Origin of the sequence: uncultured Shewanella sp. (assembly GCF_947501665.1) — a bacterium.
Classification (GTDB): domain Bacteria; phylum Pseudomonadota; class Gammaproteobacteria; order Enterobacterales; family Shewanellaceae; genus Shewanella.
Genome location: NZ_CANMWS010000032.1, coordinates 29,441 through 50,961, shown reverse-complemented (window position 1 = coordinate 50,961; position 21,521 = coordinate 29,441). Strand labels below are relative to the sequence as shown.

Genomic DNA, 21,521 nt, shown 5'->3' with positions numbered 1-21,521 from the left:
CCTGACTATATGATAGTTGGGTGTGATTTTATTGAGTATTAGTCATTGCTTCTAGTGACTAGCAAACCAGCTAAGCTGATAAACATTGCGCCGCTGAAGCGATCGAACCAATGTAGCTTATTACTTTCAGTGAGTTTAGGTGCCAACACGTTCGCTAAGCTGGCATAGATCATTACAAAGCTAAAATCAATGATAGCCCAAGTTAATGCTAAGATAAGTAGCTGTGGGATTTGAGGCAAAGACATATCGATAAATTGTGGAAATAAGGCGCTAAAGAACAGCAAATCTTTTGGGTTACTGATCCCTACGGTGAAAGCTTGTTTAAATATGCCTTTTGGGGTGCCTTTTTGCTTTGGTTGAGTTAACTTAAAATCTTGTCCCTTGTTTTTGCTTAGGATTAATTTAATTCCTAGAAAAAGTAAATAGGCGCCACCACACCATTTTAAAATAACAAAACCATACTCAGCATTACTGAGAATAGCCCCTAAACCCAAAGAGGAAGCCAGCATGAGTAGCATTGCGGCACTTACGCTACCAAACCCTGTGACAAGTGAGCGCTTTTTTCCGTAATGGATTCCATGGTTCATTGATAATACAGCCATAGTACCAGGGCTAATGGCAATCATGAGTACGGCAAAAGAAAAGAGTAACCAAGTATCAAAGTGCATTTGATAACATCCTTAGTAAGCAGTGTTAGTGAGTATACGGATAAGCAATATGACCTAATTTAAAGGTGAATACTAGTTTTTAAAATCAGGGATATCTTTAGGATGTCGGCCGTTTATATTTCGATGAAAATGAATAATCTTTTGCATGTCTTTTTCTATATCTTGGCTGGGTATCATATCATCGCCAATAATGATTTTTTTTAATTTAAAATCAAATCCAACGGTGACAATGGGGACGTTAGCTTGTCGTGCTATATGATAAAAGCCTATTTTCCAACGCGTGACAGTGCTTCTTGTCCCTTCAGGTGTGAGAGCAAGTTTAAAATGGGGATTGTGTTTAAATAAAAGGGATGCGCCTTCTACTAAGTTGTTGCTTTTACTTCTGTCTACAGGAGTACCACCAACGGCACGAAATAACCATCCCCATGGAGGAATAAATAATTGGTGTTTACCTAGGAAGTGAATTTTCTCCCCTAATGCATAGCAAGCGAGAAGTCCAATAATAAAATCCCAATTGCTTGTATGTGGGGCAACAATGATGATGTATTGGGGTTTTTTAGGTAACTGACCCACGAAGTCCCAACCTATAAACTTCAATAGACGATAACAAACTGCTTGGAACATATAATACACCTTCTTTTGTGTTTCATGTTTTTAGTGTGATGGTAAGTCTTAAATCGGGAGCTTTTATTTATTTGAGTATAAGATAAGTGGGCTCCACTGTTTTTTTGATGTTGTATTAGTATATTCGAATATGACTTGTATTGTCGTATAATGCAGTATCTTTCATTAGCATGGATACAATACTGTGATAAAAAAGAGCTTAGGTGTTTTATTGTTTTTAGCTTCATTTATGGCTCATGCTGTGCCTACAGATGATATTTTAGCGGTATTACAAAAGCAGGAAACGGCTTGGAATGCTGGTGATATTTCTACTTATATGCAAGGTTATTGGCATAATAAAAAATTAAGGTTTGTATCAGCAGGCCAATTTCAATTTGGTTGGCAAAATATGTTGGATGCTTTTCAAGCCAGTAATTCAGATAAGAGTGCTTTAGGTCAGTTAAGTTTGAGCGTTGATGAAGTTAAAATGTTGAATAATGAAGCCGCTGTGGTAACCGGAAATTGGTCAATAATGCGAGTAAAAGATAATCCCAAAGGGGTGTTTACAATATTAATAGAAAAGAAAAATGATATTTGGGTGATCACCCAAGATCATTCCTCTAGCGGGAAAAGTTAGTGTATTTGAAATTATGAAGTTGCTAGGGCCTGTTGATCTTTGGTGAGTGTTTCTGTAGCAGTTTGTCGTTTCTTTATACAAGGCAGAGCTTATGCGGTGTCGTTATTCGCCATCAATAAGCGATAACGCCTTAGAAAGGAGCGACAAGCGCTGTCCGTAGGAGCCACTAAACGTATTTTACTCTTTGTTGAGAGGCATTCGCTTAGAATAACTAGGTATCACACTTCTCGCCGCAATTAAAACACGTTTATCTGAACATAATTCAATCACGAAAGATTCTTAGTGGATCCTATTTGATAACAAATGATAGCAGCCTTGGGGGCTTTGTTACTGCGCTATCAATGATTAGTCTGTTACCCAAGGTCGTTTATTCACACCCATGTGAACACGACATTTGTTTATCTGTAAACATGAGAGGAAGAAGGTAGAGCGATGTTTGAATTCAAGCCAGATAAATATAAGCTCTGCCCTTTATAAAGGCCGATAATTTGTTGTGGAAATCATTACAAAGATTGTTTTGCCTCAAGGCTTAATTGAAATTCTTGCTGTTCTATTTGTTGACCTAGTTTGTTGAAGCGTACTTCTGTAAAAGAAACGTGCTGTTGCTGATTAATGAGGATAATGTTTGATGAGCGAGTGCCATATTTTGGGTGCTTGATAAATATAGAAGAAAGTAAACGTTCCCAATCTAGGCTAATACCTGTGTGAGGCAAATATTTATCTTCTGCTTGCTGGGGATCGGTTAACAGCATTAAGAGTTCACTGGGTATTGGTTTTGAATGTGAATTTAAGTATTGTTCTAGTGCATGGTTTCCTTTTGCCATTTTTGGCCATATCTCATCTAATGCCCCATTACTAATAGCGTGAAAACCTGGGGATAAGCATGTGTCTTTTTGTGTTTGGCTATTATAACAATGCAATGATTGATAATGGCCATATAATAAGTTGAAAGCTTGATATTGGTGATTATTTTTTTTTAACCAAGATGGCGATATTAAAGGACTGGATTGAGTTAAAGCGAGTATGGGGAGCTCCCCTCGTGTCTTTTTTGGTTGTTTGCTTTGTTCTGGTATTCGAATATTCGTAATAGCGGCAATGTTTCCTTGTTTATTTATGCCTAACCAAGTCCCTCCAGCTTCAAGATCTTTACCTGCTAATATTTTTTTTTCGGGTTCCCAAAAATGGGCTTTTTTGGTCGGACGGTGATGAGATTCATCTCTATTAGCACAAATAATAAGTGGGTATTGGGGAAGTACTTTTAATGCAATAAAGAGTATACACATAAGCTTAAGGTTAGTGATTTATATTCCTAACCTTAGCTGTTTTTGTGGATTAATGTGTCGTTTTAATGATTATGCCCATCATGTGTATGTGCTTTTGGCGTAAAGCTCACTAAATTTAATAAAAACTGTCGAGGACCGAGCTTTAATAAACTGGCTGAAAATAACAGGCACAGAAGGCTTAGTGAAACGAGATTGAGCCATTGTGGCAAATAGAATATTGCGTGCCATTGTGGATTAATCCACTGGGCTAATGCCACCGAGAAAAAGAGTAAGCTCAATAACACCATAATTTGCTGAAAAGATATGTTTTTCAATTGGATGGTATTGAATAAAGGGGCGGCAAGTAAAGGTAGTAAGATAGCGCCTATTGACCAGCCACTATAAGCCAAACTTAATGAGAGGACCGCAGCGCCAATAGAGCAAAAACGCAAAGGAATGAGAAAAATGGTCAATATAGCTACTTGCCATAGAGGGTGGATGAGTAAGAGGCTAGGGTAGCTGATGAGATTAACGAGTACTAAACTCAATAAGACCCAGGGGGCGCTTTTATCGACCTGATAGCTTAGGCCGAATTTTAAAAATGATTTACCAGTAAAAGATGTTGAGCTCGTTGGACTGATGTCAGCATGGGTTAGGTAACTTGATATTAGCAAGCTTCCTATTGCTTGAAATAATGCAACCCAAGGCCCTAATAAGAATCCTGTGATTAATAGGGTTTCGGGTCCTAAGAGTGTTTGAAGCCATTTTAATTGAGGGTTGTTAATATTAGGTGTTAATCCTAATGCATACCGAGCACAAGCGGTTAAATAACAGAGGAGTAAAATAGGCGCAAGGGTGAGCATCCATTGTAATAATTGTGGTACAAAGCTTTCATGATGGTTATGGCCATCTGTTCCCATTAACATTAAGCCAAAGAGCAAGCCTATTCCCAGTAGGCTGCCGATACCGGCTGGATATTCATATTTTCCATTATGTTCTTTATTGGAGTGTCCATGAGGTTGATGAATGACGACATGGAGAATTGACCCCGTAACAAAAGCTTGTAAATAAACGGTATTATCTAAACTTAAATGAGAAAGTAGCTGTTCTCCGGCAAAATAACCTACTCCAGTTAACAACATCATGGCCGTTATAACAATAGAAGCCCAGCGAATACCAACTTGGGGCTTCAATAACCACCATATGGCTAGGCCTATGGGTAATCGATGGAGGATAACGCCTAGTGCCAGTAAGCTAGAGTTACCTTCTTGTTGGGCTAATATGATGGCACCACCATCGGTAACCGTATGTAACAATAACCCCGTGACCCCCAAAAATAAGGCGATATTGTGTGTTACATCAGAATATCGATGAAATAATCGCTCGCTTGCACTTGGCCCCCACATACCAATGCATAAGAATAATATCGAGAGTAGTCCACCATGCTCAAGTAGCTCAGGTAAAATGTGGATGAGAACTAAGCCCCCTAAGGAGACAAAGATAAAGCCATCTAAGCCTTTTTGTAGACCTGTGCCTGTTGTGAAAAATCGATAAAAAACAGGGCCCAATAATAGGGCTATGCAGCTAGCAGCAAGATACAGCATGATATCCAAATAGTAAAAAGGGGCAAAATATTATTGTTAGTATACCAGCCTTATTCAGAGCTGTTGATCTTTCATTTATTTTCTTGTTATTAGGGCCTGTTAATCTTTGATGAGTAAATTATACTCGAGATAAACTTGGCTAATTGTTTTCGTTGCCATCATGTTTAATGGTCTGATTCTCTTTTTATTGGTTGATTTGTATTCGAAGACAGTAAAAGTGTGTAAGGATTTTATTTTAATGAATTAAGTTTGATGCTGTGTTGCATTATTTGCCTGAGATTTTGTATACAATATAACAATATTATTTGAATTTTGTAATTAATCATTTATGGATACTTTTTCTGCGGCAGTGATGTTATTTCTTATTATGGATCCTCTAGGGAACCTTCCAATATTTGCCTCTATTTTAAGACATATTGATCCTAAAAAACGACGAAAAGTGTTGGTAAGAGAATTGCTTATTGCACTTTTTATTATGCTTTTGTTTCTCTTTTCTGGAGAAGTGATTTTAAACTTTCTCAATTTACGTTCTGAATCTGTCAGTATTGCGGGCGGTATTATTTTATTTCTTATTGCCATTAGAATGATTTTCCCCCAATCAGGTGGCGTTGCCGGGTTGGCTGCTGGAGAAGAGCCTTTTATCGTCCCTATGGCCATTCCTTTAATGGCTGGTCCCTCTGTATTGGCGGCACTTATTCTTCTCGCTCACACGGATAGCAGTCGAATGTTAGATTGGAGCATTGCCCTTATTTCTGCGTGGGGATTAAGTGCGACTATTTTACTTTTTTATAAAGTGTTAACTAAGATGCTTGGTGAGAAAGGATTGACTGCCATGGAAAGATTGATGGGCATGGTGCTGGTCATGATTTCAGTGCAAATGTTCCTTGATGGTGTTGGAAGTTACATGGGTCGTCTTAATTAAAATAAAAACCATACTTAAGTGCTAGTAAATAGGTTTGTGTAAAGGTGTTTTAAAGGTTACTATTTGGTTTCGGTTATGTTAATTGGGACCGTGATGCGAAAATATAACACTCTTTTTTGTTGTTACAGAGTCAGCAAAGCTAGTTTGAGATGCATGTTAAACTTAGCTATCGATTTTAAGTGCTTTTTTGAAAGGTGTTTTCATCGAGAGTGTGTTTTTTGCCTGCATTTATTGTGCTGTGCAGCCCCTTTAAAAAACAGCTTTAAAAAATTCAGTCAGTTTTATTTGCTGTTTTTTTGTTTATTGTATTTTCCCGCTCATGCTAGAGCTATCCAAGATCCGTTTACGGTGCATGATGCTTTGAGTTCTTGGCTTATTGCAGTTCAACCACAACTTCGATGTTATAACGTTTTGCCTATGGGAGTGGGGTCTTGTTTTACAGGATTTATTTATCAGTCAACGCAGAGTGATTCTCAAAGGCCGTTAATCGTTGACTTTGATACGTCAATGAAGTCAAAGGGCTTGATTGCTAGTCCAGATTTTATATCAAGTTTGAGTGAATATCCATATTCACGTTCTTATTTGCAGCAACGCTCTATCGCGTTGTGGAAAGAAGGTCAGCGGGTAGAGAAAAGCATATTTGATGGCAAATACGTGACCCCTAACATGTTTGAACATTTAGGTTTTGAGCAAGTTGTGATTTCGCTTCCAAGAGGTGATTTTTATTTAAATGCGCCATTTTTTGGCGAGTATCAATATTATTCTCAGCAAGGAAACTTACTCAATAATGCGATGTCTTTTGATATTGAGCTGCCGAGTGTTCAGCCTTTAAATTTATCGATGAAAGCGCGTTGGCAAATTGAAGAAGATTATGATTATAGCCAAGTGCTGGTGGACGGTGTTGCCATTGCAGGCAATCAAACTAAAGCAAGTAATCCAATGAATCATGCTAGAAATATTTTAACTGGCAGCTCTGTAAACGTCATAGAGTCAGGAGCATCAAGCCCTTGGGTTGATTTGAATTATGATTTAAGTGGTTATGCCGGTCGAAATGTACGCATTACGATTAATTATGTCACAGATGAAGCTAAAGGCTATGATGGTATTTTGATTGATGATATTGCTGTTAACCAAGGAGAAGGAGACATTTATCTGAATGGAGCAGAATTGAATGACAAAATGAGTCTCGTGGGTTTTGAGCGTGTGTCTAATCAAATGAAAGATAAGTTATATATGATGCATCATTTAGATGATATGAAAATGGCATTTTATACCTTGAATAACACATTTTAACTTACGATAGATAAAGCCTGTTCTTGGGCGATTTTAATAATATTTTTTCTGGCTGTCGGTAGGAAAACTTCACTCACAATTAATTGCTCTGATTGAAAGTGAAAGTAACGACGACGTCCCCATAGTGGTTCATTGACGTCTTGTTGTAATGATTTTGCTAGTTCTGCAAGTCTGCTACTGATTGAAAATTTAGCAATTTCGATTTGTCCTGGTACAAATTGATTACTGGTAAATAGAAGCTCTCCTAAAGGTTTTGAACCTAGTTTTAAAAAATCAGCCTGCTTGATTGACATTAGCTGTTTAGGGATCAAGGTTCTGGCAAATACCCAAGGCTCGCCATTCAAACACAATAATACTTCTCGGACCCAAACTTTTTGTTGATGTGGGAGCTCACCGATACAAGAAGTATGCATGCCTTCCCCTAACACTTTCACTTCAAAATGCTGGCATTGTTGTTTTAATTTTTGCGTTAAACTATCGGGGGCTATCAACCAAGTATTGAGGTAAGGATCAAGCGTAGCGTGTATGTTGACAGGAGATTGCCAGTTAATTTCTTCTCCATAGGGGAAGCTCAGTTTGTTGGAGGTGGGCATGACATTCCTTGTATTGAGTAATGAGGCCCTTAAGCGGCAAATTAGACGTTAAGATATTTATTGCGCTTTAGTGTGCGGTATCAACAAGCTAATAAATATTAAGGTTCAAGTTTACCATGGCGCAAGGGTAAATCTCAACTAAATCACAAGCGGGGTCTATATTTTGGGAGCTTCGTCAGAAAAATGCATTGTAGAGATGAGCCTTAGTAAAATGAAAGTATTGTAAAAGGTTACAATAAAATGTAGGTGGCGTCGCTTTTCTTAATCAAACATGCTTTAGTTTTGTGTAATTACTGAGGAAGTAAGGGGAAATGATAAAAAAAAGAATATGGTCACTATTTGTTTGTTTTTGCATTTTAAATTGGAATATTTTTGAAGTGAATGCAGCGCAAGATGAAACGTTAAAAAATTATGCTTATTATGGGCTTGAGCCTGATATTGTGACCAATTATATCAGCGATAGTAAAAAACTTGGCTTTGTTAGAGTGAATGTAGAATTAATGGTGAGTGAACCACAATTTTTAGCTCAAATAGAGCATCATGATCCGTTATTAAGAGCGGCAATATTAGAAATATTAGGCAAACAAGGTGAAGAGCAAATTAAGTCGATTATTGGCAAAGAAGCTATTCGTCAAGCTTGTTTTGAGGCTGTTAATCGATTACTGGAAGAGGAAGTGGGAGAAGCTTTGGTGGTCAATTTGTTGTTTACTCAGTATCTTTATAATTAATATTAAGATATTAATGCTGGGGGGCCTTTACTATTATGCGGTATAATTGCGTTTTTGATTATTTTTGATCACTTTATGCTTAACATTAATAAGGGTGCATGATGAAAGAGGCTAGGGCTCAAGCGAACGCATCTTCTGTAATCCATAATAAAGGATTACATCCACGCAATCTTCATAATTCAGGTTATGATTTTCCTTCATTAATAAGGAGTTCCGCGGATTTAAAAAAATTTGTTGGATTGAATGCTCATGGCAGCTTGTCGATTAACTTTGCTGATCCTCGCGCTGTGAAAGCGCTTAATTGTGCTTTGTTAAAGTTGCATTATGATATTAAGTACTGGGATATTCCTGAAGGTTTTTTATGCCCGCCGATACCAGGGAGAGTAGATTATATTCATCATATTGCTGATTTATTATCTCAACATAATAAGGATCGTAAGGGAAGTCGAGTCAAAGTACTTGATGTGGGAACAGGCGCCAATGTCATTTATCCTATATTAGGTATAAAAGCTTATGGATGGCAGTTTGCTGCATCAGATATTGATTTGTTATCGATTAATAATGCAAAAGAAATAATCAATAAAAATCTTGCGCTTAAAGGTAATTTAACGCTAAGGTTACAGAACGAACCAAAACATATATTTCAAGGGATCATCCAGCCTGAAGATAGATTTAACTTAACGATGTGTAATCCGCCTTTCCATGCCTCCCTGGCCGAAGCTACCGCTGGAAGTGAGCGTAAAGTTAAGAATTTAGCGAACAATCGACGTAAAAATAAGACATTTGATAAGCATAAAGAGAGTCAAGTTGATGGCGCCGTTTTAAATTTTGGCGGCCAGAAAGCTGAGCTCTGGTGTGAGGGTGGTGAGCGTCAATTTATGCAAAAAATGATAAAGGAAAGTAAAATATTTTCTCAGCAGTGCCAATGGTTTACTAGTTTGATTTCTAAAAAAGATAACCTTGTGTTTTGCCAACAAGCTTTAAAGTTAGTGAAGGCTCAACAAATAAAAGTTATTGAAATGAAACAGGGTAATAAGCAAACTCGTATTTTATGTTGGAGTTTTTTCAATCAAAAGCAAGAGGCGCTGTGGTTAGATTTTTATTCTTAAAGTGACAAGATATTTAGGTTTTAACTCAATATTTTCGACAAATCGCAATTGTATCTCTATAACCCAGCCCTGTATTATAGGTTGTTGTGTCGCTAGCTATTGGTAGCATGAATGGGACCCCATTAAACGAGTGGAAACGAAAAACGTGTTTGAAGAAAAAAAGTGGACATTAAAAAGCATTGCTGAAAAATTAGGTGTCTCTAATGCGACCGTATCGAATGCTTTTAATCGACCGGATCAGCTGTCAGAGAAACGTCGAAAAGATATTTTAGCGGCTTGTGCTGAATTAGGTTATTTAGGTCCTAATAAGGCGGCTCAATCACTCAGAAAAGGTAAGTTTGATACAGTGGCATTGGTATTATCTGATAGTGTTGAGTATATGGTATCAGATCCTGTTGCAAGTCATTTTATGAAGGGAGTCGCATCGGTATTAGCAAGAGAAAAAATTAATCTGTTACTTTTTTCAGGCAGTGCTGAACATGTCAATAGTGTCGTGGATTTTGTTGATGGTTTCATTTGTTATGGTCGTCCAAGAAATTCATTACTCGTTGATCAGCTTAAATTAGTAAAGAAGAAAGTCGTGACAGCAGATTTTGATATTCAGCGTAATGCATCGGTGGGGATTGATAATGAATCAGCTGCAAAGGAAATTGCAAAATTAGCCATTCAATCCTCAACAGATGATGTGGCTATTATGGGGTTACGTTTATTGGATACCGATACCACTTGTTATGTTGATGATCTTGATTCGGTAGTGAGTGATGCATCCATTGCACATCTGAGATTGAAAGGGTATTTATCTGCTTTATCATTAAAAGGTGTTGAACTGAAGCCGAAGCGAATTTGGAATATTCCTGAGAGTTGTTCTAGATCTGCAAGCATTGCCGTTAAGCAAGTATTAAATTCATCTTCACGGCCTAATGTTTTCTTATGCATGAGTGATATGATTGCACTCACTTTGATGAACGAGGCGACGAATATGGGATTGAAAATTCCAGACGATATTCGTGTTGTCGGTTTCGATGGTATTGATGAAGGGATGAGGTTTAATCCGCCCTTGACCACAGTGCATCAGCTTTCAGAGCAAAAAGGTATCAAAGCTGCACAATTATTTGTAGATGGCGCCACCCATGAAGAAGTCTTACCTTATGAGCTAAAAATAGGGGGAACTTGCTAAATACGCTGTTTAAAATTGGCTGAAGAACGTATCTTCAGCCGATAAGAAATATTAATTAACTATTCGTCTTTAATAGTAAGCCTAATAGAGAAATACAGGTTTCTTCTGCTTCATTTCGAATGATGATATTGGTTTTATTGTGAGTTAAATCAACTTGCAGTGATGCTTGATGATGTAAGTGATGCCAAGATAAATCGAAACCTTTTTGTGTTTTTTCAACAGTAAATTGTCCATTAAATGCATCGAGTTCATTTCTGATTTTGATTAATTTCATGAGTGCATTAACAATGGGTTTGTTAAGAGCGTGCTGTATATCTTGGGTGTTTAAATAAGGGCGATTAATATCTCGGCCAACCTGTGTTTTTTCTAGTAACTCCATATCATTGGGAATGGCTAATAAACCTGCATAGTAAACTTGTGGGATCCCCGGAGAGAAAAACTGTATGGCTCTTGCCAGTAAATAGTGATAATCATTTTGCCCAACAGCATCATAATAAGTGCAATTGACTTGATATAAATCCAGATTGTTTGCCGCTTCTCCGGTGGCCTTTAAACTTTGTCCCGCACTATTTTTATGGATTTTGTTAACAAGGTTATTGATTTGTTCTTCAGTCAATAATCCTGATTTATTTTTATCGGGGCCGACATCAATAATACCAATACCATCATGAGTATCGAGAACGGTAACACAATTTCTTGGTGCTATTTCCAGCCAGTGGCAAAGAGCATGACAGTCAGATGTATTGAGTGTATGTAAAATAAGTGGAGGTAGGGCAAAGTCATACACCATATCTACTCGTTTAGCGATATGGATTTGGGTTTCATAATGAGAGTGAATTTCAGCCAGTGTTCTCATACCGAGACTATGGGCTTTTTTGGATAATTGATCAATAAAGTCAAATGTCTTATCAAGCATAAAACAGCTACTTCCAGCCTGCTTAATTGCGTATCCAGCAGCATCTAATCGAATGAGTTTTATATTACTTTGTGCAAATTGTTCCAAGGCTTTATTTAAATAAGCTTGGCCGGGTACTGAATTGACATCGATATCGATTTGATTTGGAGTAAAGGTTGTCCAAAATTCAGCCTCATCACCATTATCTAAGGTATAGCGACTGAAGCAGCTTCCAGGTCGAGGGCGATAGATTTTAGCTTCTTGTTCATGGGTCATACCATCTGGAAACACTGCCTGTTTAGTCAGAAATAAATCCCGATATAACGAAGTGTTTGGATTACGTAAGACATCTTGAAATTCATCTGACTGAGCGGATATGTGATTGACTATTAGGTCGGCCATGACCTCATAATCTTGACCAATGTTTCCTACATCTTCCCATGTGCCTAAGCGAGGATCGACCTGAATATGATCAATAGGATCAAAACCAGCGTCACTGCCATCAATTGGGTAGTAAAAAGGCAATATATGCGTCCCACAAAAGAGGTTGTTGAGCTCGTGATCAAGTATATGTTTGAGCTCTTTCAGTCCGGCTCCTGTGATCCTGTCAACGTAAGTTATTAATTGTACTTTACTTCTCATTTTAACCTCTATCTTGGATAATGCCGATTAGCGGGTATTTTTATTTTGACTAATCAGTGATATTCCATTTTGTATCTTGATTTTTTATTTAAAATTGCAGAAATGAACTTAATCGATTAAGTTGTATATTTGACCATGTTTGGAAAATATTCAAGGAAAATTTGCTGACAACCAGTAATATTTGACTTTTGAGTTAACCATATATACTCGTGAGACTTTAAGCTGCAGGATTCAGTTGGAATGAAAAGTCTTTTAGACAAGGCATGGAACATCGAGCCTAGTCATTTTAAGTTGGTGTTTAATAACACAGTATAAAAGGCTTTTAAACCAACCCTTTGGGAGTGTGTAAAAGTGCCTACTTCTGCGTTGCATCACCTTAAAAGGCAATAAGCATTTCGGCAATAATAGGCCTTGAATTAGGCACTTTTACGCACTCTGAAAACAGGCATCTTGAAGTATCACGGGTATAAGATAAATGGGATTTAATTTACAATGGATAATATCTATTTAGCATTGAGTGCTGTGATAAGTTTTAACTTTAATTTATTTCTTTTTATCATGTGGTTACTGTTTTTTCGTGTTTGTCATTAGATAAACGTTTTGTATGGCTATTTACATATTAAAAAAATAATAGGTGTAATGATGGATGGTTCTAACTTAGATATACAACAAGCGCATTTATCTCGAATTAAAATGCTAACTTATTTAATGTTTTTTATGTTTGCAATGACGTCTGATGCTGTAGGTGTGATTATTCCTGAGCTGATTTCCACTTTTAATTTATCGATGACTCAAGCAAGTGCTTTTCATTATATGCCAATGATTTTTATTGGATTAAGTGGTTTGTTTTTAGGGTATCTAGCTGACAAATTAGGACGTAAAGTAACGATTTTATTAGGGTTAGTTTGTTTTGCTCTTGCTTGTTTTTTATTTGCCTTAGGTAATGATTTTTACTATTTTTTAGTGTTGTTGGCTTTAATTGGTATGGCAATAGGGGTATTTAAAACCGGTGCATTAGCCTTAGTGGGCGATATTTCTAAAAATACGTCTGAACATTCAAGCACTATGAATACTGTTGAGGGCTTTTTTGGTTTAGGAGCAATGATAGGCCCTGCGTTAGTGAGTTACTTTCTTGTGAGTGGCTTTTCCTGGAAATATTTATATTTGGGAGTGGGAGTATTTTGTGTGTTGTTATGCATTATTGCTTTTTCTTCTCGTTATCCTGATATTCGACAAGCTAATGATGAACCTATTACCTTAAAGGGAACCATGGAAATGATGCGTAACCCTTATGCATTGGGTTATTCTTTAGCGATAGGTTTATATGTAGCGACTGAAGTTGCAATATATGTTTGGATGCCTTCACTATTTATTGATTATGAAGGGCGGCTTGTCTTACTTGCAACTTATGCTCTCACGATCTTTTTTACCTTGAGAGCATGTGGACGCTTTTTAGGAGGATGGGTACTAAGTCGGTTTAAATGGCAACAAGTGATGTTTGTTTTCAGTTTAGCTATTTGTGTATGTTATTTAGGTGCAATGCTATTGGATGTTGAGGCTGCTTTGGTTTTATTGCCATTATCGGGGCTTTTTATGTCCATGATGTACCCGACGCTAAATTCTAAAGGGATCAGTTGTTTCCCTGTAAAACAGCATGGCTCTGTTGCGGGAGTGATCTTATTTTTTACGGCTTTATCTGCTGCAATTGCCCCTTTGATGATGGGCGTTATTAGTGACTTATTTGGACATGTTAAATATGGATTTTATTTGGCCACTTTTTTTGCATTAATGCTATGTGCTATGTCTGTTTTTAATCTTATCAAAGATCCCTCCGCCCATTTACTTGAGGTTGATTAGTGTTTTCCTTATTTAGGATAAAATAAAATACTATTTATATTCAAATATATAGAAATTGTATCTTTATGTTTTGTATTTGTTTTTAAAATTATCACTTGATTAAAAAATATATTTTGTTAATTTAACACCAAATCAACTTAATCGATTAAGTCGATTTGGTGTATATTATTTTTCAATGTTATGAAGATCAAACGCGATGATTATTTTGATGGGTTTTTATCGCTACCGTTTACGGAAGTAAATAGGAAATATTCACGATCCCTTAGGGCCTCATTTGGATTGTTAATTTGAAAATAGTCGCTATTAATTGATGTTATTTTGTTAAGTTGAGGAGGTGAACAACCAGTTTATATGATTGATAAGGTAACGCTTATCTGAAGTTCGTTTTAATAGTTTTTCAGTATCTACCACTGACGTGGTGAGAATAAAGCAGCAGTAACGAAGATAAACGATGGGATATAATAATGAATAAGAACTTATCGAAAAAATATCTATTAAGCTCGTTAGCACTTACCGTAAGCACAAGCTTAGGCGCAACAGAAAATCCACAAATAGAAGATAGAGATGATGCAATAGGCTTGGAGCGTATTATTGTAACTGGGGTCGCTAAAGGCACAAGGGTGATGGATTCAAGTGTTTCAGTGAGTACCGTGTCTCCCGATGAACTTGAAGTGAGCTCACCTAGAACGGCTGCAGAAGCATTTCGTATTATTCCTGGAATAAAAGTGGAATCTACGGGGGGAGATGGAAATGCCAATATTGCAGTGCGAGGGCTTCCCGTTGCTGCTGGAGGTTCAAAATTCCTACAAATACAAGAAGATGGGTTGCCTATTTTGCAATTTGGTGATATCGCCTTTGCCAATGCAGATATTTTTTTAAGACTCGATAGTACGATGGAAACAATAGAGTCTATTCGTGGAGGTTCATCTTCGACTCTCGCCAGTAATGCTCCAGGTGGAATTATTAATGTGATCAGTAAAACGGGTGACAGCGATTCAGGCAGTATTGCGACAACATATGGTATTGATTATGACTCTTTTCGTACGGATTTTGAGTATGGTAGTGATATTAATGACACGACTCGTTTTCATATAGGGGGCTTTGTACGTGAAGGGGAAGGTTCTCGAAATACAGGGTATACCTCTAATAATGGTGGGCAAATAAAAGCCAATTTAACGAAAGAATTTGATGCTGGTTATGTGCGATTATATTTTAAACATTTAAATGATAAAACGGTAAGTTACTTACCTATGCCTATGTACGCTGATGGGCGCTCTATTCCGGGTTTTAATGCAAGTTCAGATGCGATTCAGTCCGCTTATTTCTTATCAACCCATAGTTTAGGGGGGGACGGAGAGATGAGAAATGGAGATATGCGTAATGGCATGAACCCACTTGTTAATTCATTTGGCTTAGAAGCTTCTTTTGAACTTGAAAATGATTGGCAAATAGAAAATCGATTTAGATACTCTGATATTAGTGGGAATTTCTTATCTCCTTTCCCTGCCGAAGTTGCGTCAAGTAATGATATTGCGACCAGTATTGGTGGTGACGGTGCAACATTGGTTTATGCTAATGGCCCTCAAGCGGGTTCAACTTTGAGTGATGATGCGTTAGCAATGCGGATCCATACTTTTGATGTCAGTATGGATGATTTAAGTTCTATTGTTAATGACTTTAAATTAATTAAAACGTTAGATGATACCAGTATTACTTTGGGGTTTTACAACAGTATACAAACCATCGGTATGTCCTGGATGTGGAATTCATATGTGATGGAATTAAAAGGGGATAATGCAGCATTGTTGAATGTTATTGGTGCCGACGGTACATCATATTCAGATAATGGCTTGTATGCTTATGGGGTTCCTTATTGGGATAACTGTTGCCAGAGAAAGTATGATGTTGATTACACTATTCGTGCACCTTATTTAGCAGTATCGACCCAGTTAGGCGATTTCTCATTTGATGCTAGCGTTCGTTATGACTCAGGTGACGCCACCGGCTATTATGCATCAAGCGTGCAGTCTGAAATTGATATGAACCAAGATGGTGATATTTCTATCCCTGAAATGAGTGTTTCCTCAGTTGATAACGCCAATCCAATGCCTGTTAACTATGATTGGAATTACCTGTCTTATTCATTTGGTGTTAATTATTCGGTTGCACATAACTTGGCATTGTTTGCTCGTTCAAGTCATGGAGGGCGAGTGAATGCCGATAGATTACTCTACGGTAAAGTTAATGATGATGGTTCTGTGTCAGAGCAAGATGCCATTGACTTTGTAGATCAATATGAATTGGGTGTGAAGTATCGGTTAGATGCATTATCTTTATTTGCTACGGCTTTTTATGCTGAAACTGAAGAGCAAAACTTTGAGGCAACCAGTCAAGATTTTTTTGATCGTAAATATGAAGCAAAAGGTATTGAATTAGAAGCTGCGTATTATATTGGTGATTTTGATTTTAGAGGTAATGTGACATGGACCGATGCGGAAATCACCAAAGATGAATTAAATTCTGATTCTGTAGGAAATACCCCTAGAAGGCAAGCTGACTATATTTATACCTTAATGGGACAGTACAACTTTGATCTCGCCAGTGTCGGACTAAGCTTAATTGGAACGACAGCAAGTTACGCGCAAGATAATATTGTTCAAGATATCAATGCATTAAAATTTGATGGTTACAATCAAGTGAATGCATTTGCTTCTTATATTATCACTGAGGGCTTAACGGTTTCGTTAAACGTTAATAATTTATTTGATGCTACTGGTATAACAGAGGCCGAAGAAGGAGTCGTTACCAGTAGTAACGATATTATTCGTGCCCGTACCATTAACGGTAGAACCACTTCAGCGACACTTAAATACGACTTTTAACCGTGAATTAAAGCCCTTTTTGGGCTTTTTTGGGAGCAATTGATGGCAGCATTATTCTGTTTTGGTGAGATTTTAATCGACTTGTTACCCAGCGATGATGACTCATCTGTGTTGTTACCGATTGCTGGTGGTGCGCCAGCTAATGTGGCTGTGGGGTTCTCTAAATTGGGGGGCGTGAGTTATTTTGCCGGTGGTATAAGTCAAGATAATTTTGGCTGTATGTTGAAAGAAACGTTGCAAAAATATGGTGTAAAAACAGATTATTTAGCCGATATTGAGGATGCTTTTACGGCCAAGGTTGAAGTCGTGTTAGATAATAAAGGTGAACGCACTTTTCACTTTGATCGAGAAAATACAGCAGATCTGTGTTTTACGCAGGCACATTTTGATGTGGTGAATTGGAGTAAAGTTGATATTTTTCATTTTTGCTCTAATACCTTAACTCATGAAAATATTCTACAGGCCAGTTTATATGGGCTAGCGTTAGCCAGACAATCGGGCTTGTTGGTGAGTTTTGATGTGAATTTACGTCAGCAATTATGGCAGGATATGACTGCGTTATCAGTAAGCGTTGAGCAATGCTACCCATTTACCCATGTATTAAAAATGAGCCTAGAAGAGGTCGACTTTTTAGCGCAGCTGAAAAGTGTCGAAAGACAGGTCTATTTCGACTTTTGTTTTACCCAAGGAGTAAAAGCGATTTTAGTGACAGATGGTGCTAATGCCGTAGACATTATCACTCCAACTTTTGTTTTTCAGGTGCCTGTGCCACAGATCGCAGCTGTGGATACGACCTGTGGAGGCGATAGTTTTGTGGCTGGATTTTGGTTTGCATTGACAGCTGGTTTATCTCATTCTAAAGCCAATAAAATTTCCTGTAAGGCATTATCTCTAGAGATGTTTAATGATGAAGAATTAATGCATCAAGCTGTGGTTTTTGCTGTGCAATGTGGCGTGAGAACATGTATGCAAAAAGGGGCTTTTCCAGCATTACCTTGCTTAGATGAGGTGATGAGTTTGTATTAGTTCTGTATACTGGCTCATAAATAGAGTGGAATAGGTAGCAAGCCAATGAGCGTAGCAAAAATAGGAATTGTGACTGTTAGTGATAGAGCCAGTGCAGGCATTTATGAAGACTTGTCAGGTAAGGCGATTATTGATGTTCTCAATGAGTATTTAGTGTCTGAATGGGAGCCTATTTACCAGGTGATTCCTGATGAAAAAGATGTGATTGAGGAAACATTAATTCGCTTAGCCGATGATCAACATTGTTGTTTGATTGTCACAACGGGCGGAACGGGGCCTGCAAGAAGGGATGTCACACCTGAAGCAACAGAAGCAGTATGCGATCGTTTAATGCCTGGATTTGGTGAATTAATGCGTGCTGAATCGCTCAAATTTGTCCCTACAGCTATTTTATCAAGACAAACGGCTGGACTGCGTGGTGATTCATTGATAGTGAATTTACCTGGCAAGCCTAAATCCATTCGTGAATGCTTAGATGCAGTATTTCCTGCTATTCCCTATTGTATCGATTTAATGGAAGGACCTTTTTTACAGTGTAATGAAGCAGTAATAAAGCCTTTTAGACCCAAAGCCAAGTAAGCCTCATTTTAATCTAATTTATTGAAAATAAATACTATTCACCTACATTTTAATGTGGGTGAGTGCTGCTTAAATATAATATTACCTTTTCCTTATTTTGTTGTTTTTTCGACTTATTGAAGAGAAATAGAGCAAAAACTCTTAGTTTTTATTGCATCTTCAAGTAATATGGCTAAAAAATAATACGCTTTTAAGCGATGAAGGTAGCTATCTTATGTCTCTCGAACAATATCATGTTATCCGACTTATTCAGCAAAAGAGTCAATCACTTGGTGAAGCCATCGCGCTAAAGGGTTTTGAAATGACCGCGCCTTGGGACAGTGTGAGTTGGAGCCAATTTGATACTTACACATCACAAATTGCACGAGCATTAATTCAGTTTGGACTTGAAGCTCAAGATAAGGCTGTAATTTTATCCCAAAATTGCCCCCAATGGACTTGTGCCGATGTTGGTATGCTGAAAGCTAAGGCGGTTGTTGTACCGATTTACCCGACCAGCACTGTAGAGCAAGCCGCTTATATCATTAACGATAGCCAAGCTAAATTGATTTTTGCGGGTGATTTACAGCAATACCAAATGGCGTGTCAGCTTGTTAAAGAGTGTGCTAGTGTAACGCAAATTATTGTTTTCGATTCAAGTGTCGATTTAATCGATCAACACAGCCATTTTCATCTTGATGCTTTATTGGCGCAATCAGTTGATGCTAGGTGTGAGCAAGAGTTAGTACAGCGTTTATCTGATTTACCCCTCGATGATATGCTTACCTTAATTTATACCTCTGGGACAACAGGCAACCCTAAAGGCGTGATTTTAGATCATCGCAATATTGCAACGATTATTCGCCAGCACGATAGTGAGCTTAATTTTGAATCAGGTGACGTATCGTTAGCTTTTTTACCTTTAAGTCATGTTTTTGAGCGAGGTTGGAGCTTTTACGTATTAGGGCGAGGAGGTTGTAATGTGTATTTGCAAGATCCGATGAAGGTTAAAGAAGCCATTACTCAAGTGCGTCCACATACTTTATGTGTCGTACCTCGCTTTTTAGAAAAAGTGTATAGTGCGGTGCAAGAAAAGGTGGCTAAAGCGCCCGATAAGCGAAAAAAGCTGTTTGCTTGGGCATTGTCTGTCGGTGAAAAACATTTTGAAGTTGGCCAAGGTAGAGCCAAGGGATCGTTATTGTTAAGTGTGCAGTTTTTATTGGCCAATAAATTGGTTTTTTCTAAGCTACAGCAAGTATTGGGGGGGCGACTTAAATTTATGCCTTGTGGTGGCGCTGCATTAGAGTCTAAAGTGGCAGGATTTTTTCATAGTATTAACTTACCTGTATTATGTGGTTACGGTATGACTGAAACCAGCGCGACGGTGACGTTAAACACTTTAAAAAACCGTGTGACGGGCTCGAATGGTCAACCTTTACCTGGTGTTGAAATCAAATTGGGTAAAGATAATGAGGTTTTAGTGAAAGGTGATACGGTTATGCGGGGTTATTATAATCGTCCTGAAGCGACAGCGGACACCTTTGAAGATGGCTGGTTAAAAACAGGAGATGCAGGCTTTATTGACGATAATGGTAATTTATTTATTACTGATCGTATTAAAGAATTAATGAAAACCTCAAATGGAAAGTATATTGCTCCACAACGGGTAGAGGGTAAGGTGGGGTGTGACCCCTTAATAGAACAAGTTGCTATTGTTGCCGATGCTAAGCATTATGTAACGGCGTTAATTGTGCCGTCTTTTGAATCATTAGAACTTTGGGCAAAAGATGAAGGGGTGGATTACAGTTCCCCATTAGACTTATTACGCCATTCTCATGTGATTGAGCATTTTGAAAATCGACTACATTCACTACAAGATGAACTGGCTGGATTTGAAAAAATTAAAAAATTTACCTTATTAGCCGATCCTTTTTCAATGGAGTCTGGGCTTATTACACCAACGATGAAATTACGTCGTAAGATGATTTATCATAAATATTCTCAAGAAATCGAAGCCATGTATAGTTAATGAAATTCATGCTCGAACAGTTTGTTGGGAATGATGAGGAGTCTATAGTGTCAAATAATGAGATTGAGTTACTTATTAAGCCGCGGTTTTGTGAAACTGATGCGCTGGGTCATATTAATAATACTGTGATACCTATGTGGTTTGAGGCGGCGCGAGAACCCATTTTTGAAATAGTGAACCCAGGTCAAAATTTAGCAAATTGGAATTTGATTTTAGCGGGATTTAATATTGCCTTTAATGCACCCACGTTTTACGGCAAGGATGCGTTGATAAAAACGAGTGTGAGTCGCATTGGTAATAGTAGTTTTGTTGTCACGCAATCTTGTTGGCAAGCAGGGGAAAAAACAGCAGAAGCGCAAACGACTATGGTATTTTATGATTATAAAACCAATAAAAGCCAGCTTTTAACAGATGATATTCGAGTGCAATTAAGTGAGCTAATGCCCCTTGAAATATAAAGTTAAAGTGGGGGCGAAGACTTGTTTTCTTATCCATAAGGAAAGCAAGTCTTTTGTGTCTATTGCTCGTACTGTTGCAGTGTGTTGAGTAACTGAGGAGATAGCGGGGCTTTTTCGCCCGTTTTAAAGTTAAACATGACCACTTTTGACCACCCGATAGTGGTGATTTTTTGTGATTTTTGACTAAAAGTTGTGTAGTGTAAGATAAATCTATCCTGCTTAATATCACTGACCGTGACCCCTATGAGTAAAGCATCTGGAAATGTCACAGGGTGTTGATATTTAGCTTGGTTTTCACTGATCACAGGTCCTATCATGGTGTCTTTTTTCAGTAAGTTAATTTTACTTAAAAAGTCGATTCTCGCAATTTCAAAATATTTAAAATAAATCACGTTATTGACATGTTGTAAAGCATCCATGTCTGCCCATGCGACATTGATTTGAGTGTGTATAGGGTATTGTTCTAAGAAATTGTCCATGTTATTTCATCTCATTATTTTTAATTTTCAGGGACCATTTATCTTTGGTGAATATAGATACAGTGGTTTGTGGAGTGTTTGTACAAAGCTTAGCCTGTG

At 37.7% G+C, this 21,521-nt stretch carries 18 protein-coding genes and 1 pseudogene; 12 read left to right on the top strand and 7 right to left on the bottom strand.

The features are described from left to right. Nucleotides 1-38: 38 nt before the first annotated feature. Nucleotides 39-668: a LysE family translocator gene (locus Q0976_RS20580; RefSeq protein WP_299495911.1), complete on the bottom strand. Its 630-nt coding sequence runs from the start codon at nucleotides 666-668 to the stop codon at nucleotides 39-41. Nucleotides 669-740: 72 nt separating this feature from the next. Next, nucleotides 741-1,292, bottom strand: coding sequence for a lysophospholipid acyltransferase family protein (locus Q0976_RS20575; protein ID WP_299495909.1), 552 nt, complete (start codon nucleotides 1,290-1,292; stop codon nucleotides 741-743). A 229-nt stretch (nucleotides 1,293-1,521) separates the two neighbouring features. Between Q0976_RS20575 and Q0976_RS20570 the strand changes: the two genes are divergently transcribed. Then, nucleotides 1,522-1,908 carry a nuclear transport factor 2 family protein gene (locus Q0976_RS20570; protein WP_299495974.1) on the top strand — a complete coding sequence of 129 codons (387 nt, stop codon included), beginning with the start codon at nucleotides 1,522-1,524 and terminating at the stop codon, nucleotides 1,906-1,908. Between the two features lie 503 nt (nucleotides 1,909-2,411). On the opposite strand, the gene Q0976_RS20565 is transcribed toward Q0976_RS20570, so the two are convergent. After that, on the bottom strand, nucleotides 2,412-3,191 hold the full coding sequence (locus Q0976_RS20565; protein WP_299495906.1) for an NRDE family protein: 780 nt from the start codon (nucleotides 3,189-3,191) through the stop codon (nucleotides 2,412-2,414). A 62-nt stretch (nucleotides 3,192-3,253) separates the two neighbouring features. Further along, on the bottom strand, nucleotides 3,254-4,774 hold the full coding sequence (locus Q0976_RS20560; RefSeq protein WP_299495903.1) for a metal transporter: 1,521 nt from the start codon (nucleotides 4,772-4,774) through the stop codon (nucleotides 3,254-3,256). Between the two features lie 328 nt (nucleotides 4,775-5,102). Here Q0976_RS20560 and Q0976_RS20555 point away from each other — a divergent pair, with 328 nt between their 5' ends. After that, entirely contained in the window at nucleotides 5,103-5,696 is a 594-nt protein-coding gene (locus tag Q0976_RS20555; RefSeq protein WP_299495901.1) for a YhgN family NAAT transporter, read from the top strand. Nucleotides 5,697-5,849: 153 nt separating this feature from the next. Then, the gene (locus Q0976_RS20550; protein ID WP_299495899.1) at nucleotides 5,850-6,989 is read left to right on the top strand and encodes an immune inhibitor A domain-containing protein; all 1,140 of its coding nucleotides are present in this window, start codon (nucleotides 5,850-5,852) and stop codon (nucleotides 6,987-6,989) included. Here the strand turns inward: Q0976_RS20550 and Q0976_RS20545 are convergent. Further along, nucleotides 6,986-7,582: a chorismate lyase gene (locus Q0976_RS20545; protein WP_299495897.1), complete on the bottom strand. Its 597-nt coding sequence runs from the start codon at nucleotides 7,580-7,582 to the stop codon at nucleotides 6,986-6,988. The two genes, Q0976_RS20550 and Q0976_RS20545, sit on opposite strands and share 4 nt — an antisense overlap. Nucleotides 7,583-7,893: 311 nt before the next feature. Here Q0976_RS20545 and Q0976_RS20540 point away from each other — a divergent pair, with 311 nt between their 5' ends. The 3 genes and pseudogenes from Q0976_RS20540 (at nucleotide 7,894) to Q0976_RS20530 (ending at nucleotide 10,596) form a co-directional block, all read left to right on the top strand. Then, nucleotides 7,894-8,310: a flagellar basal body-associated protein FliL gene (locus tag Q0976_RS20540; protein WP_299495895.1), complete on the top strand. Its 417-nt coding sequence runs from the start codon at nucleotides 7,894-7,896 to the stop codon at nucleotides 8,308-8,310. A 149-nt stretch (nucleotides 8,311-8,459) separates the two neighbouring features. After that, a pseudogene (rlmF, locus tag Q0976_RS20535) lies at nucleotides 8,460-9,419 on the top strand (23S rRNA (adenine(1618)-N(6))-methyltransferase RlmF); the annotation flags it as partial. A 145-nt stretch (nucleotides 9,420-9,564) separates the two neighbouring features. Further along, nucleotides 9,565-10,596: a LacI family DNA-binding transcriptional regulator gene (locus tag Q0976_RS20530; protein WP_299495971.1), complete on the top strand. Its 1,032-nt coding sequence runs from the start codon at nucleotides 9,565-9,567 to the stop codon at nucleotides 10,594-10,596. A gap of 55 nt (nucleotides 10,597-10,651) precedes the next feature. Here Q0976_RS20530 and gtfA read toward each other — a convergent pair whose 3' ends face one another. Next, a complete protein-coding gene (gene gtfA, locus Q0976_RS20525) occupies nucleotides 10,652-12,133 on the bottom strand; it encodes a sucrose phosphorylase (RefSeq protein ID WP_299495891.1) in 1,482 nt (493 codons plus the stop codon). 642 nt (nucleotides 12,134-12,775) lie between these two features. Here gtfA and Q0976_RS20520 point away from each other — a divergent pair. The 6 genes from Q0976_RS20520 (at nucleotide 12,776) to Q0976_RS20495 (ending at nucleotide 20,943) form a co-directional block, all read left to right on the top strand. After that, nucleotides 12,776-13,990 (top strand): MFS transporter, encoded by a 1,215-nt coding sequence (locus Q0976_RS20520; protein WP_299495969.1) that lies wholly within the window; start codon nucleotides 12,776-12,778, stop codon nucleotides 13,988-13,990. A gap of 464 nt (nucleotides 13,991-14,454) precedes the next feature. Continuing rightward, complete coding sequence (locus tag Q0976_RS20515) at nucleotides 14,455-16,872, top strand: TonB-dependent receptor (protein ID WP_299495889.1); 2,418 nt, start codon at nucleotides 14,455-14,457, stop codon at nucleotides 16,870-16,872. A 42-nt stretch (nucleotides 16,873-16,914) separates the two neighbouring features. Further along, entirely contained in the window at nucleotides 16,915-17,898 is a 984-nt protein-coding gene (locus tag Q0976_RS20510; RefSeq protein WP_299495887.1) for a carbohydrate kinase, read from the top strand. A 45-nt stretch (nucleotides 17,899-17,943) separates the two neighbouring features. Continuing rightward, a complete protein-coding gene (gene mog / locus Q0976_RS20505; RefSeq protein ID WP_299495884.1) occupies nucleotides 17,944-18,477 on the top strand; it encodes a molybdopterin adenylyltransferase in 534 nt (177 codons plus the stop codon). Between the two features lie 214 nt (nucleotides 18,478-18,691). Then, a complete protein-coding gene (locus tag Q0976_RS20500; protein ID WP_299495881.1) occupies nucleotides 18,692-20,485 on the top strand; it encodes a long-chain fatty acid--CoA ligase in 1,794 nt (597 codons plus the stop codon). Nucleotides 20,486-20,532: 47 nt separating this feature from the next. Continuing rightward, on the top strand, nucleotides 20,533-20,943 hold the full coding sequence (locus Q0976_RS20495) for a thioesterase family protein (RefSeq protein ID WP_299495879.1): 411 nt from the start codon (nucleotides 20,533-20,535) through the stop codon (nucleotides 20,941-20,943). Nucleotides 20,944-21,002: 59 nt separating this feature from the next. Here the strand turns inward: Q0976_RS20495 and Q0976_RS20490 are convergent, their stop codons facing one another. Next, the gene (locus tag Q0976_RS20490) at nucleotides 21,003-21,422 is read right to left on the bottom strand and encodes a thioesterase family protein (protein ID WP_299495876.1); all 420 of its coding nucleotides are present in this window, start codon (nucleotides 21,420-21,422) and stop codon (nucleotides 21,003-21,005) included. Between the last annotated feature and the right edge of the window lie 99 nt (nucleotides 21,423-21,521).

Excerpts from the sequence above, each read along its gene's own strand:
- Q0976_RS20580 (WP_299495911.1), bottom strand. The coding sequence starts at position 668 with ATGCACTTTGATACTTGGTTACTCTTTTCTTTTGCCGTACTCATGATT.
- Q0976_RS20575 (WP_299495909.1), bottom strand. The coding sequence starts at position 1,292 with ATGTTCCAAGCAGTTTGTTATCGTCTATTGAAGTTTATAGGTTGGGAC.
- Q0976_RS20570 (WP_299495974.1), top strand. The coding sequence starts at position 1,522 with ATGGCTCATGCTGTGCCTACAGATGATATTTTAGCGGTATTACAAAAG.
- Q0976_RS20565 (WP_299495906.1), bottom strand. The coding sequence starts at position 3,191 with ATGTGTATACTCTTTATTGCATTAAAAGTACTTCCCCAATACCCACTT.
- Q0976_RS20560 (WP_299495903.1), bottom strand. The coding sequence starts at position 4,774 with ATGCTGTATCTTGCTGCTAGCTGCATAGCCCTATTATTGGGCCCTGTT.
- Q0976_RS20555 (WP_299495901.1), top strand. The coding sequence starts at position 5,103 with ATGGATACTTTTTCTGCGGCAGTGATGTTATTTCTTATTATGGATCCT.
- Q0976_RS20550 (WP_299495899.1), top strand. The coding sequence starts at position 5,850 with ATGTTAAACTTAGCTATCGATTTTAAGTGCTTTTTTGAAAGGTGTTTT.
- Q0976_RS20545 (WP_299495897.1), bottom strand. The coding sequence starts at position 7,582 with ATGCCCACCTCCAACAAACTGAGCTTCCCCTATGGAGAAGAAATTAAC.
- Q0976_RS20540 (WP_299495895.1), top strand. The coding sequence starts at position 7,894 with ATGATAAAAAAAAGAATATGGTCACTATTTGTTTGTTTTTGCATTTTA.
- gtfA (WP_299495891.1), bottom strand. The coding sequence starts at position 12,133 with ATGAGAAGTAAAGTACAATTAATAACTTACGTTGACAGGATCACAGGA.
- Q0976_RS20520 (WP_299495969.1), top strand. The coding sequence starts at position 12,776 with ATGGATGGTTCTAACTTAGATATACAACAAGCGCATTTATCTCGAATT.
- Q0976_RS20515 (WP_299495889.1), top strand. The coding sequence starts at position 14,455 with ATGAATAAGAACTTATCGAAAAAATATCTATTAAGCTCGTTAGCACTT.
- Q0976_RS20510 (WP_299495887.1), top strand. The coding sequence starts at position 16,915 with ATGGCAGCATTATTCTGTTTTGGTGAGATTTTAATCGACTTGTTACCC.
- mog (WP_299495884.1), top strand. The coding sequence starts at position 17,944 with ATGAGCGTAGCAAAAATAGGAATTGTGACTGTTAGTGATAGAGCCAGT.
- Q0976_RS20500 (WP_299495881.1), top strand. The coding sequence starts at position 18,692 with ATGTCTCTCGAACAATATCATGTTATCCGACTTATTCAGCAAAAGAGT.
- Q0976_RS20490 (WP_299495876.1), bottom strand. The coding sequence starts at position 21,422 with ATGGACAATTTCTTAGAACAATACCCTATACACACTCAAATCAATGTC.